Genomic DNA, 16242 nt, shown 5'->3' with positions numbered 1-16242 from the left:
CCTCACGCTCTCTTGAGGGAGGCCGGCTGCCTGCCGAAGAGCTGGCGAAAGACCGGGTAGATATCGGCGGGTGTGGCGATGCGGCTCATCTGGAAGTTCGGCCACTTCTGGTCGATGGCGTTATAGGCACGCCACAGCGACGTCCCGTTTTCGGTCGAGCCGAAAATATGGGCTTCACGCTCGTCGATGATCTCGACATAGGCAAAATATTGGCACAGCCGCATGAGTTCGCCGTTGAGCAGCGAAATGCATCGCTCTGAATCGCCGGCGAAATTGTCGCCGTCCGAGGCCTGGGCGGCATAGATGTTCCAGTCGTGGGCCGGGTAACGGCTGGCGATAATACGGTGCATTTCCTCCAGCGCGGTGGAAACGACGGTGCCGCCGCTTTGGGTGTTGTAGAAAAATGTCTCCTCGTCGACCTCCTGAGCCAGGTGCGTGTGGCGGATGAAGACAATCTCGATGCGGTCGTAGCGTCGTTTCAAGAACAGGTGCAGCAGCACGAAGAAACGCTTGGCCAGATCCTTCTCGCGCTCGCCCATGGACCCGGACACGTCCATCAGACAGAACATGACGGCATTGGCGTTCGGCACCGGCCGGGAATCGAAGCGGTTGAAGCGGATGTCGACCGGATCGACATAGGCAATCCGGCGGCGGCGTCGTTCCAGCCGGTCAAGCTCTTCGCGCAATGCCGCGATACGCTGGCGCGCGTCGACGCTGGATGGCGCCGACTCGAGCGAGGCGATTTCCTCGAGGAGGACATCCAGTTCGACCTGCTTGGGGCGCCTCAGCGCAATGCGGCGGCCGTGGCTGTTGCGCATCGTGCGGCCGACATTGATGTTGGTCGGCGAACCGGTGGCGGCGAAGCCGGCTCTGCGCGGCTTGAAGGCAAGGATCTCCTTGAGGTTGAGCTTGACCATGTCCGGGAGCTCGAGATCCTCGAAGAACAGATCGAGCACTTCCTCGCGCGACAGTACGAAACGAAAGTCGTCCTCTGATGCCTTGTTTCCCGGGGACGATGCTCCCCCGCCGCCTCCGCCGGGCTTGGGGATCAGGTCTCCGGCGGAGAAATGCCTGTTGCCCGGCAAGATGTGCTGACGCCTGCCGGTGTCGCCGGCGTTGTTGAAGCTCGGCTCGCTTGTGCCTCTTTCGGGCATGCGCACGGCGTGCTCGGAATCCGCGTCGGCAATCCTGCCGGTGCGGATCTGGTCGCGTATGCTCCGCTTCAATTCCTCGCGCGCGCGTCGGAGGAAGCGCTGGCGATTGCCGAGACTCTTGTCTTTCGGGTTCAGGCGGCGGTCGATGAAGATCGGCATGGAACCATCCGGGTTCTCTAACCCGCCCTGTTCACCCGCATGTACCAGTCCACAAGGCGACGAACCTGCCGCTCGGTGTAGCCGCGCTCGACCATCCGCTGCACGAATTCATTGTGCCGCTTTTCCGTGACGCTGTCCTGCTTGGAGCCGAAACTGATCACCGGCAGGAGGTCCTCGACCTGGCCGAACATGCGTTTCTCGATGACTTCCCGCAGCTTTTCGTAACTTGTCCACGCCGGGTTGCGGCCATGGTTTCTTGCACGGGCGCGCAGCGTGAATTTCACCACCTCGTTGCGGAAGTCCTTGGGATTGGCGATGCCGGCCGGTTTTTCGACCTGCGAAAGCTCGTTGTCCAAAACCTCGCGGTTGAGGATCTGGCCGGTGTCGGGATCCTTGTAGTCCTGGTCTTCGATCCAGGCGTCGGCATAGGCGATGTAGCGGTCGAAAAGATTCTGGCCGTACTCGCTGTACGATTCCAGATAGGCTTTCTGGATCTCATGGCCGATGAATTCGGCATACCGCGCGGCCAGCTCGGACTTGATGAACTCCAGATAGGCGGCTTCCGTCTCCTTCGGAAACTGTTCGCGCTTGATTGCCTCCTCCAGGATGTACATGAGATGCACGGGGTCGGCGGCCACCTCTTCGGTGTCATAGTTGAAGGTCTGCGACAGGATCTTGAAGGCAAAGCGCGTGCTGACGCCGGCCATGCCCTCGTCGACGCCCGCGGCGTCCCGATATTCCTGAACCGACTTGGCCTTGGGGTCGACTTCCTTGAGGTTCTCGCCATCATAGGCGCGCATCTTGGTGTAGAGCGGCGAATTGTCGTGCTCGGCCAACCGGGTCGAGACGGTAAACCGGCTGAGGATGTCCAGCACCTCTGGAGCGCAGGGACTGGCGGCCAATTCGCTCTCCCGCAGCAGTTTCTCGTAGATCTGCCGCTCTTCGGTTATCCGCAGGCAATACGGCACCTTGACCACGAGGATGCGATCGAGAAAAGCCTCATTGTTCTTGTTGTTCTTGAACTGCAGCCATTCCGACTCGTTGGAATGAGCCACGATGATCCCCTGATAGGGAAAGGCGCCGAAATTTTCGGTGCCGTTGTAGCTGCCTTCCTGGGTGGCGGTCAGCAGCGGATGCAGGACCTTGATAGGCGCCTTGAACATTTCGACGAATTCAAGCAGGCCCTGGGTGGTCCGGTTCAGTCCGCCACTATAGGAATAGGCGTCCGGATCGGATTGGCTGAAATTTTCCAATTGCCGGATATCTACCTTGCCAACCAGGGCCGAAACGTCCTGATTGTTCTCGTCGCCGGGTTCGGTCTTGGCGATGCCGATCTGGCGCAGTCGCGAAGGCATCAGCTTGACGACGCTGAACTTGGAAATGTCGCCGGAAAGTTCGTCGAGGCGCTTGGCCGCCCATGGCGAAATGAGTCCGTTCAACCGGCGTCGGGCAATGCCGTATTTTTCCTCCAGCAGGTCGCCCATGCGATCAGGATGGAAAAGACCAAGCGGCGATTCGAAAACCGGGCTGACCTGGTTGCCGACCTTCAGCGTATAGATCGGGCGCTGTTCCATCAACTTCTTCAGCCGCTCGGCAAGGGAGGATTTGCCGCCGCCCACCGGGCCGAGCAAATAGAGGATTTGCTTGCGCTCCTCGAGCCCCTGCGACGCATAGCGAAAATAGCCGGCGATGCGCTCGATTGTGTCCTCCATGCCATAGAAATCGGCAAAGGAAGGATACACTTTCAGGGTCCGGTTGGAGAAAATGCGGCCGAGCCGCTCATCCTTGCTGGTGTCGACCAGGTTCGGCTCGCCGATCGCCTCGACCATCCGTTCAGGCGCTGAGGCATACATCGACTTGTCCTCGCGGCAGGCAAGGAGATATTGCTGGATGCTGATCTCTTCCTGCGTCGCGTTGGTGTAAATTTCCGAAAACAGATCGAAGACGTCAGACTGGTTCTCTCGCATGATGCTTTTGCCCTCGGAGCCGCTGTGGCTTCCATTCGGCTCACCTCGCATTCAACTGTCGGGGGGTACCGTTTGTTCCCTTCATGTGAAGAGGTGGCTACGATCATAAGGATTTGAGGCCACTCCGGGATCAAGGCGCTCGGTGCGGAGCGGTATTCAGCGCGGGTAGCGGGTGTGTGGCGAATCCCTGACTGGACGGCTGGGGCCGCCGCGTGCAGTCTTGCCTCGTCAGGAGACAGTGATGATCGATCGACGAAGCCTGATCATGGCCTCGGTGGCGGCGATGCTGCCATTGGAAGCATCGGCCGCGTCGGAAACACGCCGACCCACGCCAAAAACCTTAGACTACGGGCCGGCCAAGCTCGACATCTATGCGCCCGATGGTGCAATGGACCTGCCGGTCGTGTTTTTCGTTCATGGCGGCACCTGGCAGTTTGGCAAACGCAGTCAGGTCGACGCCAAACCGGCCTTCCTGCTCGCCAACGGCTTCTGCTTCGTCTCTATCGATTACCGCATGTTGCCGCAGGCCGATGTCGCCACCCAGGCCGGTGACGTCGAAAAGGCCTACGCCTACATCAGGGCCAACATCGCCCGGCATGGCGGCGATCCCAACCGCATCGTCGGCATGGGCCATTCGGCCGGCTGCCATCTGATTGCGCTGACCGGCATGCGCGGCGGGTTGCCCGGCATAGCTGCGCTCATTCTCGACGATACCAGGGCCTATGATCTTGCAGCACTTGCCAAGAAGGGCGGCATGGTGCGGGCCTATGCCCGCGTCTTTTCCGATCCCGCGCAATGGGCGGCACTGTCGCCGGCCAGCCATGTCGACGGCCGCAGGCACCCGCCGACTTTCATTGCCTATTCGCGCGCCCCTGGCCGCGGCGAGGACTCCAAGGCCTTTGCCGAGCGCCTGCGCGCGACCGGCACCAAGGTCACGCTGTTCGACGGCAGCGCCTACACGCATATGTCGATCAATCGGGATTTCGGCGAGGATGGCGACGCGCTGACCGCGGCCGCTCTGGCATTCCTGAAATCGACGGTTGGCTGATCTTTACGGCACTGGATCAGATCAAAAGTGGCGGCGGGACATTGCTGTGCGGGCGCGCCAGGGTGCAAGTGCTCTTCGATCGTGAGCGGGAGGGAATTGCATGAACGGTGCCGATGTCCTGTGTGACGTGCTTCTGGCCAACGATGTGACGGTCTGCTTCGCCAATCCCGGCACCTCCGAAATGCACTTCGTTGCAGCACTTGACCGCAAGCCGAAAATGCGTTGCGTGCTCGGGCTGTTCGAGGGGGTGGTGACCGGGGCCGCCGATGGCTATGCGCGGATGACCGATCGGCCGGCCGCGACGCTGCTGCATACCGGTCCCGGCCTGGCCAACGGACTCGCCAACATGCACAATGCCCGGCGTGCCTTCAGCCCGATGATCAACATCGTCGGCGACCACGCCTCTTACCATCTGCCGCTCGATGCCCCGCTCACCAGCGATATCGAAAGCCTTGCGGCGCCGATGTCCAACTGGGTCGGCCGCGTCAAGGGCCCGGCCGATATCGCGCCGGCAGCTGAAGCAGCCTTTCGCGCCTCGCTGACACCACCCGGCGTCGCGACGATGATCCTGCCGGCGGATGCCGCCTGGGGCGAAGTCGACGCGGTTTCGGTCGGCAAGGTGAAGCTGGTGCCAGCGCCGGCCGTCGATATGGACGCCGTGCGCAAGGTCGCCGCGGCGATCCGTGCCGCTCCGGGCCGGGCAGGCATGATCGTTCGCGGAAAGGCCGCACGCGCCGATGCGCTCGCCATCGCCGGGCAAATCTCGACGGGCAGCGACGTCCGGCTGTTCGGCGAGGTTCTGATCGCACGGATGCAACGCGGGCGCGGGCGTGTCGCGCCGGCCCGCATCCCCTATCCGGTCGACGCGGCGATGGCTGTGCTCAGGGATGTCGATGTTCTGATCCTGGTCGGCGCGAAGGAGCCGGTTGCCTTCTTCGCCTATCCGGGAAAACCGGGACGGCTCGTTCGGGAAGGCTGCGAGGTGCTGACACTGGCCGCCCATGGCGAAGATCTGCATGCGGCGCTGGAGGCGCTTCGCGGCGAACTTGGCATCAAGCCGCCGAAACGACAGGTCGTCGCGGCCGCTTTTCCCGACGAGGCAACGCCGAGCGGCAAGCTGACGGAAGATGCGATCGCGCTGTCGGTGGCGCGCAAACTGCCGGCCGATGCGATCATTTGCGATGAAGCGGTCACCTCGGCCAGGCGTTTCTTCGCGCTGTCGGCCTTTGCAGCGCCGCACGACTACATGATGGGCACGGGCGGATCGATCGGCGGCGGCATCCCGATGGCGACCGGGGCGGCAATCGCCTGTCCGGACCGCAAGGTGATCAATCTCGAGGCCGATGGCAGCGGGATGTACACGGTGCAGGGATTGTGGACGCAGGCGCGGGAAAAGCTCGACGTGGTGACGATCGTGTTTTCCAACCGAACCTATGCGATCCTGCATGGCGAGATGAAGAATGTCGGCGTCGGCGCCATCGGCGAGAACGCCAGGCGCATGCTCGACCTCGACTATCCCTCGCTCGACTGGGTGTCGCTGGCCAAAGGCATGGGCGTGGAGGCGGCCCGCGCCGATACGTGCGAGCGCTTCGAGGCGCTGCTGGACAGCGCGCTGTCACGGCGCGGGCCGTTCCTCATCGAAGCGGTGCTCTGAGCGCGGCGAAAAACGATAGGCGGAACCGAGCTACCAGCGGGTCTTTTCGCCGGGAGCCGCCGGTTCGATCGCCAGCGCGTGCACGCCGGCCTTCAATTCATCGGCAAGCAATTCATTGACGGCGCGGTGACGGTCGATGCGGCTCATGCCGGCAAAGGCAGAAGCGACGACGCGGACGCGAAAATGCGTCTCGCCGGTGCCGTCGTAAGTGCCGTTGTGGTCGGAGCCGTGATGGTGGTGACCGGCATGGAGATGGCTCTCGTTGATGATAACCAGCCTGTCCGGCGAAAATGCCTTATTGAGCTTGTCTTCCATGGTCGCCTCTATGGACATCGCCATCTCCCTTCACCAAATATCGCTGGCGTCTCGGCCTGGAAACCGAAAATCGGTTTCGCGAGGGGCCGCCGCCGTGCAACAAAATCCGCCATTCGCCTGCTTTATGCCGCGATTCAGCGGTTAGGGCGATGATCGCGAAAATGTCAATTCTTGTTTCGCATCTGCGAACGCCCCATAAATGGGTAAGATGAAGCCGTACCCCAAATATTTCGAGAAGATTCGCGTCCGCCCCGACAAGGACGCGGAGCTGAAGTCGCACTCGCCGATCTGCCAGTGGGACGGCTGCAAGGAAGCGGGCACCCATCGTGCGCCGGTCGGGCGCATGAAGGAGGGCGAGTATTTCCATTTCTGCTTCGATCATGTGCGCGAGTACAACAAGGGCTTCAACTACTTTTCCGGCGTGCCGGACACCGAGGTCGCGCGCTTCCAGAAGGAAGCCATGACCGGGCACCGGCCGACCTGGAAGATGGGCGCCAACGGGGCCTCGACGCGGTCGTCGCCCGATATGGCCCAGATGCGTTCCGGCCGGGCCGGCTACTATAACCGCATGCGCGACCCGTTCGACCTGTTCAAGGGACCGAAGGATCCGCGCGAGGCGCGCGAGCGCAAGGCCAAGCCGCTTGAGGCCAAGGCGCTGGAAACGCTTGGCCTTGATACAAAGGCGACTGGCAAGGAGATCAAGGCGCGCTATAAGGAACTGGTGAAACAGCACCATCCGGATGCGAATGGTGGCGACAGAGGTTCGGAAGACCGGTTCCGCGATGTGCTGCAGGCGTATCGCGTGCTCAAACAGGCGGGCCTGTGCTGAGCGGCCATACGGTTCGTGTCGTTTTCCAACTTTCATAAGGTTGGAAAAGGCTCTAAGACCGCCCCCGGACAAAATCGATTGCCGGCGAAATCAGACGTTTCGCCCGTGGAGACGTTGAGAGATATGAACAAGGTCGATCGTGACATCGCCAACCTGCCCGACACGACGGTGTCGGTGAAGGAGAAATTCGGCTTCGAGTCCAAGATGGTGGTGCCGGCCTATTCGGTGACATCGGAGCATGTCCCCGACATCGACCCGGACTATCTCTTCGACAAGAACACGACGATGGCGATCCTTGCGGGCTTTGCCTACAACCGCCGCGTCATGGTGTCGGGCTATCACGGCACCGGCAAGTCGACCCATATCGAACAGGTTGCCGCCCGCCTTAACTGGCCTTGCGTGCGCGTCAACCTCGACAGCCATGTCAGCCGTATCGATCTCGTCGGCAAGGACGCGATCGTGGTCAAGGACGGCCTGCAGATCACCGAATTCCGCGACGGCATCCTGCCCTGGGCCTACCAGCACAATGTCGCGCTGTGCTTCGACGAGTACGACGCCGGCCGTCCGGATGTGATGTTCGTCATCCAGCGCGTGCTGGAATCGTCGGGCCGGCTGACGCTGCTCGACCAGAGCCGGGTCATCCGCCCGCATCCGGCCTTCCGGTTGTTCTCGACCGCCAACACGGTCGGCCTCGGCGACACCACTGGCCTCTATCACGGCACCCAGCAGATCAACCAGGCGCAGATGGACCGCTGGTCGATCGTCACCACGCTGAACTATTTGCCGCACGACAACGAAGTCGCCATCGTGCTGGCCAAGGCCAAGCACTATCGCGACAGCAAGGGCAAGGACATCGTCAACAAGATGGTGCGCGTCGCCGACATGACGCGTTCGGCCTTCATCAACGGCGATCTGTCGACCGTGATGAGCCCGCGCACCGTGATCACCTGGGCCGAGAATGCCGAGATATTCGGCAATATCGGCATGGCGTTCCGGCTGACCTTCCTCAACAAGTGCGATGAACTGGAACGCTCGGTGGTGGCCGAGTTCTACCAGCGCGCCTTTGGCGAGGATCTGCCCGAGAGCGCCGCCAACGTGGTGCTGGGCTAAGCAGAGTCTCGATGGCGGGTCCGGGCGACAACACGCGCAACAAGTCGAAGACGGGGTCTGAAGCCGACAGCTTCAAGCGCGCCGTCACCGTCTGCATGCGGGCCATTGCCGGCGACAAGGAGCTGGAGGTCGGCTTCGCCAAGGACCGGCCGGCGCTCGCCGGCAGCCGTGCGCGTCTGCCAGAATTGCCGAAGAAGGCGTCGAAGACCGATATCGCGATCACCCGCGGCCTCGGCGATTCCATGGCGCTGAAGCGCGCCTGCCACGATGTGCGCATCCACACCAAGCTGGCGCCGGAAGGCAAGGCGGCCCGCGCCATCTATGACGCGGTCGAACAGGCTCGCGTCGAGGCGATAGGCTCACGCGCCATGCAAGGCGTCGCCGACAATATCGGCTCGATGCTGGAGGACAAATACGCCAAGGCCAATCTCGTCGACGTCAAGGACAAGGCCGACGCGCCGATCGAGGAAGCACTCGCCCTGATGGTGCGCGAGAAGCTCACCGGCCGTCCGATCCCGAAAAGCGGCGAGCGGCTGGTCGAACTCTGGCGCCCTTGGGTCGAGGAAAAGGCCAAGGCCGATCTCGACGGGTTGTCGGCCAAGCTCGGCGACCAGCAGGCGTTCGCCCGGGTCGTGCGCGAGATGCTCGCCTCCATGGAAATGGCCGAGGAGCTCGGCGACGACCAGGAGACGGAAGATTCCGAGGACAATGACGACAACCAGCCGCAAGGCGAGGAGCAGAGCGAGGAGGGCGGCGAAGAGGATTCCGGCTCCGAGCAGTCGCAGTCCGAGGACGCCGAAGCTTCGGCCGATGACGAACAGTCGGCCGAGACCGAAGCCTCCGACGCCACCGCGGACGACCTGTCCGACGATGACGACGCCGATGCCGAAACGCCCGGCGAGGCGCGCCGCAACGACAATCCCTTCACCAATCTGCCGAAGGAAATCGACTACAAGGTCTTCACCACGGCTTTCGACGAGACGGTCGGGGCCGAGGAGCTGTGCGAAGAAGAAGAGCTCGACCGGCTGCGCGCCTTCCTCGACAAGCAGCTGGCCAATCTGTCCGGCGTCGTCGGGCGGTTGGCCAACCGGCTGCAGCGTCGCCTGATGGCACAACAGAACCGCTCCTGGGATTTCGACCTTGAAGAGGGTTACCTCGACCCGGCAAGGCTGGTGCGGGTCGTCATCGACCCGATGCAGCCACTGTCGTTCAAGCAGGAGCGCGACACCAAATTCCGCGACACGGTGGTGACGCTGGTGCTCGACAATTCCGGCTCGATGCGCGGCCGGCCGATCACGGTCGCGGCAACCTGCGCCGACATCTTGGCGCGCACGCTGGAGCGTTGCGGCGTCTCGGTCGAGATCCTTGGCTTCACCACACGGGCGTGGAAGGGCGGGCAGGCGCGCGAGAAATGGCTGAAGGACGGCAAGCCGCCGAATCCCGGCCGGCTCAACGATCTGCGCCACATCATCTACAAGTCCGCCGACCATCCGTGGCGGCGGGCACGGCGCAATCTCGGCCTAATGATGCGCGAAGGCCTGCTCAAGGAAAATATCGACGGCGAGGCGCTGCTGTGGGCGCACAACCGGCTGATCGCCCGGCCCGAGCAGCGCAAGATCCTGATGATGATCTCGGACGGGGCGCCGGTCGACGATTCGACGCTGTCGGTCAATCCGGGCAATTATCTCGAGCGCCATCTGCGCGCCGTCATCGAGCTGATCGAGACGCGTTCGCCGGTGGAACTGCTGGCCATCGGCATCGGCCACGACGTCACGCGCTACTACCGCCGGGCTGTCACCATCGTCGATGCCGAGGAACTGGCCGGCGCCATGACCGAGCAGCTGGCTTCGCTGTTCGCCGAGGAAAGCGCGAAGGATACGCGACGCGGCGGTGGTATGCGGCGCGCCGGATGATTTCCAGGCGCGGCGGCTTTCAGCAGACGCTTTTCGCCGCCGTCGCCCTGCTTTCCGGCGTGGCTTCGGCGGCAGCCGGTTCGGCCGACTCTAGTTCTGTCGAACCGGTCGAAATCTCGGCCCGCCCGATCACCGAATTCCACATTGGCCGTGCCGGCAAGCAGTTCGGCCCGTTCGAATTCGTCGGCGGGCTGGAGATGACCTCGCCGACACGCGATTTCGGCGCGCTGTCGGCCTTCCGCTTCCTGAAAGCCGGCGGTGACTTCATCGGCGTTGCCGACACCGGCTTCTGGTTCTTCGGCACGGTGGTCCGCGACGCGGAAAAGCGACCCTCCGGCATCCAGAATTTCCGCATGCAGCAGATGGTCGACCAGACCGGCCGGCCGATCGACAGGAAATGGGAGGTCGATGCGGAAGGTCTGGCGGTCAAGGACGGCATCGCCACCGTCGGCTTCGAGCGCAGCCACCGCGTCGCCCAGTTCAAGATCGACTCCAACGACATGAAGGCACCCTTCAAGCCGCTGGATTTCGCCGTTCCGGCCCGCGAGCTGCGTCAGAATCGCGGCTTCGAGACCGTCACCCACGCCAATGCCAACGGCCAGCATGAGGGCGGCCTAGTCGTGGTCTCCGAGAAGAGCCTGGACAAGGCCGGCAACATCTATGCCGCCATCATCGAAGGACCGCACAAGGGCATCTTCACCGTCAAACGCAATGGCGATTTCGACATCACCGACGGGGCCTTCCTGCCGGATGGCGATCTGTTGCTTCTGGAGCGCAGTTTCTCGATGGCCAGCGGCGTCAAGATGCGGCTGCGGCGCATCTATGGCGAAAGCGTCGAGAAGGGCGCGGTCGCCGACGGGCCGGTGCTGCTGGAGGCCGACATGGGCTACCAGATTGACAATATGGAAGGGCTCGACGTCTGGACCCGCGGCGACGGCGCGCTGATGGTGTCGCTGATCTCCGACGACAACCACTCGATCCTGCAGCGCAACCTCTATCTGGAATTCATTCTCCACCAGGATTGAGCCCGCCGGCTTTACGTCTTGGTGGCGATCCAGATGACATGGCGGGCGCCACGCTTGCCGTTGGCGCGCGTACTGACCTCTTCGACCCCGAAGCCTGCCTGCTTCAGCCGCCGCGTGAAGCCGATGTCGGGGCCTTGCGACCACACTGCCAGCACGCCGCCGGGTTTCAGGGCGCTGCGTGCGGCTGCGAGGCCTTGCACGCTGTAAAGTGCGTCGTTGGATTTGTGGACGATGCCTTCCGGGCCGTTGTCGACATCGAGCAGAATGGCGTCCCAGGCCGCGGGCCGCGACCGGATCAACCGCCCGACATCGGTTTCCTGGATGGTGACGCGAGGATCGTCGAGACAGCCGTCAAAGATTTCGGCCATCGGGCCACGTGCCCAGGCGACGACGGCGGGCACCAGTTCGGCGACGACTATTCCGGCATCATTGGCCAATTCTGTGAGTGCGGCGCGCAAGGTAAAACCCATGCCAAGCCCACCGATCAGGATTGTGGGCCGGCTATGGCCGGCAATCCGCTCGCAGGACAGTTTTGCCAGCGCTTCCTCGGAACCGCTGAGCCGGCTGTTCATCAGTTCGTTGGTGCCCAGCATGATCGAGAATTCGGTGCCGCGCCGCTTGAGGCGAAGTTCTTGTGCGCCATCCGGGATCTTGGCCGAATCGAGCTGGACCCACGGGATCATGATCTTTGTCCGACCATGATCTTTTCCGAAAACCGGGTCCCACTTTTCGGGATCATGGTTTAAGCCGCAACCGCCGGCTGGCTCCAGCGGGCCGCGAGCAGACGGTAGGGGATCAACGCCACCACGGCGATGATCAGCTTCACGCTGAGGTCGCCCAGCGCCCAGGAGATCCAACGCATCGCGTCGACATGGAAGATGCCCATCAAGGGTGCGTTTTCCAACGCAAAGCCGTCGTTGGGACCAGCGAAGGCGAAGGCGGCCGAGAACGCGACGGTGAAGAACACGGCGGTGTCGAACACCGACCCGACCAGCGTGCCGATGATCGGCGCGCGCCACCAGCTCTGCTGGCGCAGCCGGTTGAACACGGTGACATCGAGCAGTTGCGCGCTGAGGAACGCCGCTCCGGACGCGGCCGCGATACGCACCAGCCGGTCGGCGGCGGTCTCGAATTCGATCAGGCCATGGCGGAACAGGAAGGGCGGTACAAGGATCGAGCAGATCACCGCCGTCATGAAGCCGACAAAGACGATCCGGCGCGCCACAGTGGGTCCGTAGCGGCGGTTGGCAAGGTCGGTGACCAGGAACGAGAAAGGATAGGTGAAGGCGCCCCAGGTCAGCACGTCGGCCAGCGAGAGGCCGCCGATCTGGCCCTGCATCGGGAATTGCACGAGAATGTTCGATGCCACGACGACGAGCGCCATGGCGGCCACGAATGGCAAATACCGTGAGAAGGAAGTCATTTTTTTATCCTGGGTAATGGAACCAGCCAAGCACCATGCCCATGCGGGCGATGCTTGCCTTCGTATGTGGGCACCGGATTGCCAAAACCTTGCGGCTTCGATCCGATGCTCAGGCCAACAAGTGTTGGCCAGAGGCCAACAAGAGGTTGGCCAGGGCGGTCGTCCCCCGCCTTTGAACTGTTTTAAGCGGCAGCCTGTTCGGCGGTCTTCTTGGCGATCTGCTTTTTCAGCAAACGGGCGCGCTGCGACAATTCCTTGACGTCTGCCTTGGCCAGGAAGGCGTCGAGGCCGCCGCGATGTTCTACCGAACGCAGCGCGTTGGCCGAAATGCGCAGGCGCACGTTCTGGTTCAGCGCTTCCGAAATCAGCGTCACATTGACGAGGTTCGGCAGGAAGCGACGCTTGGTCTTGTTGTTGGCGTGGCTCACATTGTTGCCGGACATGACTGCCTTGGCAGTGAGTTCGCAGGTGCGGGACATTGTTCTAACCTTCAGTTCTCGGGGTCTGCCAAACACTCAAGCCCACGCCGGATGGCGCGCGGTTCTGGTCAGGCGGCCTTATGGAAAAAGTTGGCGTTCCATAGTTGCATTTCGCCGAGGCGTCAAGCTCCGGCTTGCCCAGCCCCTGCATTGCCCACGGCGCGCCCGGCATTTTCATATTAAGGCCGGAATTCATCCTATAAGCGGTTCCATAGGGACATGCCAGACCGGAGTTGCCCGCCTCCGGCCGAAAATCAAGGACCCGATCCCGCCATGCTTCGTTCGCCACATGCCCTTGTTGCCATGCTTGCCATAGCTTTGCCGTCCGCCGCGTCTGCTGCCTCGCCGCAGTCGTTCAAGGGCGAGTACACGGTGTCGTTTCTTGGTCTTTCGATAGCGAAATCAACGTTTTCCAGCCGCTATGAGAACGGCGCCTACGCGATCCAAGGCAGTGTCACCGCGGCCGGTCTCGCCAAGCTGTTCGACGACACGCGCGGCACGATCTCGTCCAAAGGCACGATTGCGGGCAAAAAGATGGTGCCGCAGGCATTCCGCGCCGACTACACCTCCGGCAAGAAGGCATCGGTGGTCGATATCCGCTTTGCCAATGGCAGGGTCACTTCGACGAAGGTCGTACCGGCACCAGGCAAACGCGACCCCAAGAACTGGGTACCGCTCGGTGCCGGCGACCTGGCATCGGTGCTCGATCCTATGGCCGCCACCGTCATTCATGCCGACAGTCTCGACCAGGTCTGCGGCCGCACGGTGAAGTTCTATGACGGCGAGATGCGTGCCGACCTGACGTTGACCTACGCGTCGAAAGGCACGATCTCGGTCCCGGGCTACAAGGGCGACACCGTCACCTGCCAGATGGGCTTCGAGCCGGTGGCGGGTTATCGCAAGGGCCGCAAGGCGCTCAACTATCTCAAGAACAAAAGCCGCATGATGGTGACGTTTGCACCGCTCGGCCAAACCGGCGTATATGCGCCGATCCGTGCCACGGTTGGCACGCAGATCGGCACCTTGACCATCAGCGCCGGGCGTTTCGAAGCCGTACAATAGCCAGGCGCGGAATTGGCGCGCCACTGGAGACAGAATGGGGCGCGCAACACTGATCGGCTTTTCGGCGGTCGCCATGTGGGCGTTGCTCGCACTGCTCACCGATGCGTCGGGCCAGGTGCCGCCGTTCTTGCTGTCGGCGATCACCTTCTCGATCGGCACCGGCGTCGGGCTGGTCGCGCGGCTGTTCATGCCGGCACCCGACAAGAGCCAGAAGATACCGCCGCAGGTGTGGCTGATCGGCATTGCCGGCCTGTTCGGCTATCACTTTTTCTATTTCACCGCGCTGCGCAATGCGCCGGCGGTGGAGGCGAGCCTGATCGCCTATCTGTGGCCGCTGCTGATCGTGCTCGGCTCGGCGCTGATGCCGGGCGAAAAACTTGCCTGGAACCATATCGTCGGCGCGCTGCTCGGCCTTGCCGGCACCGTGCTGATCGTCACCAAGGGTGGCGGGCTGGCCTTCGACGCCCGCTATTCCTTCGGCTATGCCATGGCTGCCGTCTGCGCCGTCCTGTGGTCGGCCTACTCGTTGTTGTCGCGGCGTTTCCCGTCGGTGCCGACCAGCATCGTCACCTGGTTCTGTGCTGCCACCGCGGTGCTGTCGCTCGCCTGCCACCTGGCGCTGGAACAGACCGTTCTGCCCGTCGGCGCCGGCCAGTGGCTGGCGGTGCTTGGCCTTGGCCTGATGCCGGTGGGCGCTGCCTTCTATGCCTGGGACATCGGCGTCAAGCGCGGCAACATCCAGGTGTTGGGTGCCGCAAGCTATGCCGCACCGCTGTTGTCGACGCTGGTGTTGATCGCGGCCGGCGTCGCCGAGCCGTCGCTGCGCATCCTCGCCGCCTGCGTGCTCATCACCGGCGGTGCGGTGCTCGCCGCAAAATCCCTGTTCCTGCGCAAGCCGGCTGCGGTCGAGAGCGGAGCCGCGGCATCCGAAAGCAGAGCCGGGGCATCCGAAGACGGAGCCCGGGCATCCGAAGGCGGAGCCCAGGCATGACGATGCCGTTTGCGGGCGGCATCGACGCCAATGCCAATGCGACACTGATTTTTTCGCTGGCGGCGGCGGTCATCTACGCCTTCACGCTTGGCATGCCGCCGACGCTCGCCCGCTCGGCGGCAAAGACGCTTGCCGTGGCGATGCTTGCCGTTCTGGCGGGGCTGCAGGGCGGCCCGCTGCTGCTGGTCGCCGCGCTCGCCCTCAGCGCCGCTGGCGACGCCTTCCTGTCGCGCGACGGTGAAAAGGCGTTTCTCGGCGGTCTGGCCAGTTTTCTCGTCGCCCATATCGTCTATGTCGCGCTGTTCCTGCGCAGCGGTGGCGGATTGGGAGTGCTTGGCGCCGAGCCGTGGCGCGGAGTGATCGCGCTCGCCATGGCGGTGTTCGTGGTCATCGTGCTGGCGGCGCTGTGGCGTCGTGTCGGTCCCAGCCTGCGTATCCCGATCACCGTCTATATCGCCGCGATCCTGGCAATGGGCATCTCGGCGCTGACAACCAGCAATATGTGGGTGATCGGTGGCGCCGTGCTGTTCATGGTATCGGACGGGCTGCTCGCCACGGAGAAATTCCTTGTCGCCGCCATCTCGCCCCACCGCGCCTTGATGCGCTTCGCCGTCTGGGCGCTATACTACGCCGCCCAGCTCGCGACCACGCTAGGCTTCCTGCTAAATTAAGGTTCTTGCCAAGTTAGGACTGTCCAGGCTGCCAGCCGGGTGCCGCCAGCTCAAAAGCTGCAAATTCGAAGCCCGGCGCGACGGTGCAGCCGACCAGCGTCCATTCGCCCAGGCTGCGCGCCGATTGCCACCATCCTGCGGGCACGACGATCTGCGGCCGCTCACCGGCTGCGAGATCGATGCCGAGGACCTGCTCCACAACGGCACTGCCTTCCTCCCACATCGCCAGCGCCAGCGGGGCGCCGGCATGGAAATGCCAGACCTCGGCGGCATCCTTGACCCGGTGCCAGGTCGAAACCTGATGCTCCTCAAGCAGGAAATAGATGGCAGTCGAATGGCCGCGCGCGCCGCCGGTGCCATCGCGAAAGGTCTCGGCATACCAGCCGCCTTCCGGATGCGGCTTCAGCCCGAGCGTCGCGATAATTTCTGCGGAGCTGGTCAT

At 63.1% G+C, this 16242-nt stretch carries 16 protein-coding genes; 9 read left to right on the top strand and 7 right to left on the bottom strand.

Annotation, left to right across the window (positions count from 1 at the left end; genetic code table 11):
* Positions 1-2: 2 nt before the first annotated feature.
* Both NKI69_RS30885 and NKI69_RS30880 read right to left on the bottom strand, forming a co-directional pair.
* Complete coding sequence (locus NKI69_RS30885) at positions 3-1313, bottom strand: YeaH/YhbH family protein (protein WP_352441756.1); 1311 nt, start codon at positions 1311-1313, stop codon at positions 3-5.
* 17 nt (positions 1314-1330) lie between these two features.
* Entirely contained in the window at positions 1331-3280 is a 1950-nt protein-coding gene (locus tag NKI69_RS30880; protein WP_352723208.1) for a PrkA family serine protein kinase, read from the bottom strand.
* Positions 3281-3521: 241 nt separating this feature from the next.
* Here NKI69_RS30880 and NKI69_RS30875 point away from each other — a divergent pair, with 241 nt between their 5' ends.
* Together NKI69_RS30875 and NKI69_RS30870 are read left to right on the top strand one after the other, a co-directional pair.
* Complete coding sequence (locus tag NKI69_RS30875) at positions 3522-4328, top strand: alpha/beta hydrolase (protein ID WP_352554447.1); 807 nt, start codon at positions 3522-3524, stop codon at positions 4326-4328.
* A gap of 100 nt (positions 4329-4428) precedes the next feature.
* On the top strand, positions 4429-5982 hold the full coding sequence (locus NKI69_RS30870) for an acetolactate synthase large subunit (RefSeq protein WP_352723205.1): 1554 nt from the start codon (positions 4429-4431) through the stop codon (positions 5980-5982).
* 30 nt (positions 5983-6012) lie between these two features.
* Here the strand turns inward: NKI69_RS30870 and NKI69_RS30865 are convergent, their stop codons facing one another.
* Positions 6013-6315 carry a BolA family protein gene (locus tag NKI69_RS30865; RefSeq protein WP_352723204.1) on the bottom strand — a complete coding sequence of 101 codons (303 nt, stop codon included), beginning with the start codon at positions 6313-6315 and terminating at the stop codon, positions 6013-6015.
* A 181-nt stretch (positions 6316-6496) separates the two neighbouring features.
* Here NKI69_RS30865 and NKI69_RS30860 point away from each other — a divergent pair, with 181 nt between their 5' ends.
* The 4 genes from NKI69_RS30860 to NKI69_RS30845 all read left to right on the top strand — a co-directional run bounded on the left by NKI69_RS30860 (position 6497) and on the right by NKI69_RS30845 (position 11174).
* A complete protein-coding gene (locus NKI69_RS30860; RefSeq protein WP_032909134.1) occupies positions 6497-7126 on the top strand; it encodes a J domain-containing protein in 630 nt (209 codons plus the stop codon).
* A gap of 123 nt (positions 7127-7249) precedes the next feature.
* Complete coding sequence (gene cobS, locus NKI69_RS30855) at positions 7250-8236, top strand: cobaltochelatase subunit CobS (RefSeq protein WP_023811073.1); 987 nt, start codon at positions 7250-7252, stop codon at positions 8234-8236.
* An 11-nt stretch (positions 8237-8247) separates the two neighbouring features.
* Positions 8248-10149, top strand: coding sequence for a cobaltochelatase subunit CobT (cobT, locus tag NKI69_RS30850; protein ID WP_352441752.1), 1902 nt, complete (start codon positions 8248-8250; stop codon positions 10147-10149).
* Positions 10146-11174, top strand: a complete 1029-nt coding sequence (locus NKI69_RS30845; protein ID WP_352723202.1) for an esterase-like activity of phytase family protein — start codon at positions 10146-10148, stop codon at positions 11172-11174. Before cobT ends, NKI69_RS30845 begins: the two co-directional genes overlap by 4 nt.
* Positions 11175-11185: 11 nt before the next feature.
* On the opposite strand, the gene NKI69_RS30840 is transcribed toward NKI69_RS30845, so the two are convergent.
* From NKI69_RS30840 to rpmB, 3 genes are all read right to left on the bottom strand, one after another.
* Complete coding sequence (locus NKI69_RS30840) at positions 11186-11857, bottom strand: spermidine synthase (RefSeq protein WP_352723199.1); 672 nt, start codon at positions 11855-11857, stop codon at positions 11186-11188.
* Positions 11858-11916: 59 nt separating this feature from the next.
* Entirely contained in the window at positions 11917-12597 is a 681-nt protein-coding gene (locus NKI69_RS30835) for a queuosine precursor transporter (protein ID WP_352723198.1), read from the bottom strand.
* 182 nt (positions 12598-12779) lie between these two features.
* Entirely contained in the window at positions 12780-13076 is a 297-nt protein-coding gene (rpmB, locus tag NKI69_RS30830; RefSeq protein WP_013529373.1) for a 50S ribosomal protein L28, read from the bottom strand.
* 273 nt (positions 13077-13349) lie between these two features.
* On the opposite strand from rpmB, the gene NKI69_RS30825 reads away from it, so the two are divergent.
* From NKI69_RS30825 to NKI69_RS30815, 3 genes are read left to right on the top strand one after another with little or no spacing between them, the layout of a single operon-like run.
* The gene (locus tag NKI69_RS30825; protein WP_023811078.1) at positions 13350-14138 is read left to right on the top strand and encodes a DUF3108 domain-containing protein; all 789 of its coding nucleotides are present in this window, start codon (positions 13350-13352) and stop codon (positions 14136-14138) included.
* A 34-nt stretch (positions 14139-14172) separates the two neighbouring features.
* Entirely contained in the window at positions 14173-15129 is a 957-nt protein-coding gene (yddG, locus tag NKI69_RS30820) for an aromatic amino acid exporter YddG (protein ID WP_352723197.1), read from the top strand.
* Positions 15126-15800: a lysoplasmalogenase family protein gene (locus NKI69_RS30815; RefSeq protein ID WP_352723196.1), complete on the top strand. Its 675-nt coding sequence runs from the start codon at positions 15126-15128 to the stop codon at positions 15798-15800. Before yddG ends, NKI69_RS30815 begins: the two co-directional genes overlap by 4 nt.
* A 13-nt stretch (positions 15801-15813) precedes the next feature.
* Here NKI69_RS30815 and NKI69_RS30810 read toward each other — a convergent pair whose 3' ends face one another.
* The gene (locus tag NKI69_RS30810; protein ID WP_352675467.1) at positions 15814-16242 is read right to left on the bottom strand and encodes a cupin domain-containing protein; all 429 of its coding nucleotides are present in this window, start codon (positions 16240-16242) and stop codon (positions 15814-15816) included.

Origin of the sequence: Mesorhizobium sp. M0491 (genome assembly GCF_040321265.1) — a bacterium.
Lineage (GTDB): Bacteria > Pseudomonadota > Alphaproteobacteria > Rhizobiales > Rhizobiaceae > Mesorhizobium.
The sequence above is the reverse complement of the archived record's forward strand: the minus strand, read 5'-3'. Positions and strand labels throughout refer to the sequence as shown.

Coding starts and splice junctions, on each gene's coding strand:
- cobS (WP_023811073.1), top strand. CDS start 7,250: ATGAACAAGGTCGATCGTGACATCGCCAACCTGCCCGACACGACGGTG.
- NKI69_RS30810 (WP_352675467.1), bottom strand. CDS start 16,242: ATGACCAGCTCCGCAGAAATTATCGCGACGCTCGGGCTGAAGCCGCAT.
- NKI69_RS30845 (WP_352723202.1), top strand. CDS start 10,146: ATGATTTCCAGGCGCGGCGGCTTTCAGCAGACGCTTTTCGCCGCCGTC.
- NKI69_RS30840 (WP_352723199.1), bottom strand. CDS start 11,857: ATGATCCCGTGGGTCCAGCTCGATTCGGCCAAGATCCCGGATGGCGCA.
- NKI69_RS30835 (WP_352723198.1), bottom strand. CDS start 12,597: ATGACTTCCTTCTCACGGTATTTGCCATTCGTGGCCGCCATGGCGCTC.
- rpmB (WP_013529373.1), bottom strand. CDS start 13,076: ATGTCCCGCACCTGCGAACTCACTGCCAAGGCAGTCATGTCCGGCAAC.
- NKI69_RS30815 (WP_352723196.1), top strand. CDS start 15,126: ATGACGATGCCGTTTGCGGGCGGCATCGACGCCAATGCCAATGCGACA.
- cobT (WP_352441752.1), top strand. CDS start 8,248: ATGGCGGGTCCGGGCGACAACACGCGCAACAAGTCGAAGACGGGGTCT.
- NKI69_RS30875 (WP_352554447.1), top strand. CDS start 3,522: ATGATCGATCGACGAAGCCTGATCATGGCCTCGGTGGCGGCGATGCTG.
- NKI69_RS30880 (WP_352723208.1), bottom strand. CDS start 3,280: ATGCGAGAGAACCAGTCTGACGTCTTCGATCTGTTTTCGGAAATTTAC.
- NKI69_RS30870 (WP_352723205.1), top strand. CDS start 4,429: ATGAACGGTGCCGATGTCCTGTGTGACGTGCTTCTGGCCAACGATGTG.
- NKI69_RS30885 (WP_352441756.1), bottom strand. CDS start 1,313: ATGCCGATCTTCATCGACCGCCGCCTGAACCCGAAAGACAAGAGTCTC.
- NKI69_RS30825 (WP_023811078.1), top strand. CDS start 13,350: ATGCTTCGTTCGCCACATGCCCTTGTTGCCATGCTTGCCATAGCTTTG.
- yddG (WP_352723197.1), top strand. CDS start 14,173: ATGGGGCGCGCAACACTGATCGGCTTTTCGGCGGTCGCCATGTGGGCG.
- NKI69_RS30860 (WP_032909134.1), top strand. CDS start 6,497: ATGGGTAAGATGAAGCCGTACCCCAAATATTTCGAGAAGATTCGCGTC.
- NKI69_RS30865 (WP_352723204.1), bottom strand. CDS start 6,315: ATGTCCATAGAGGCGACCATGGAAGACAAGCTCAATAAGGCATTTTCG.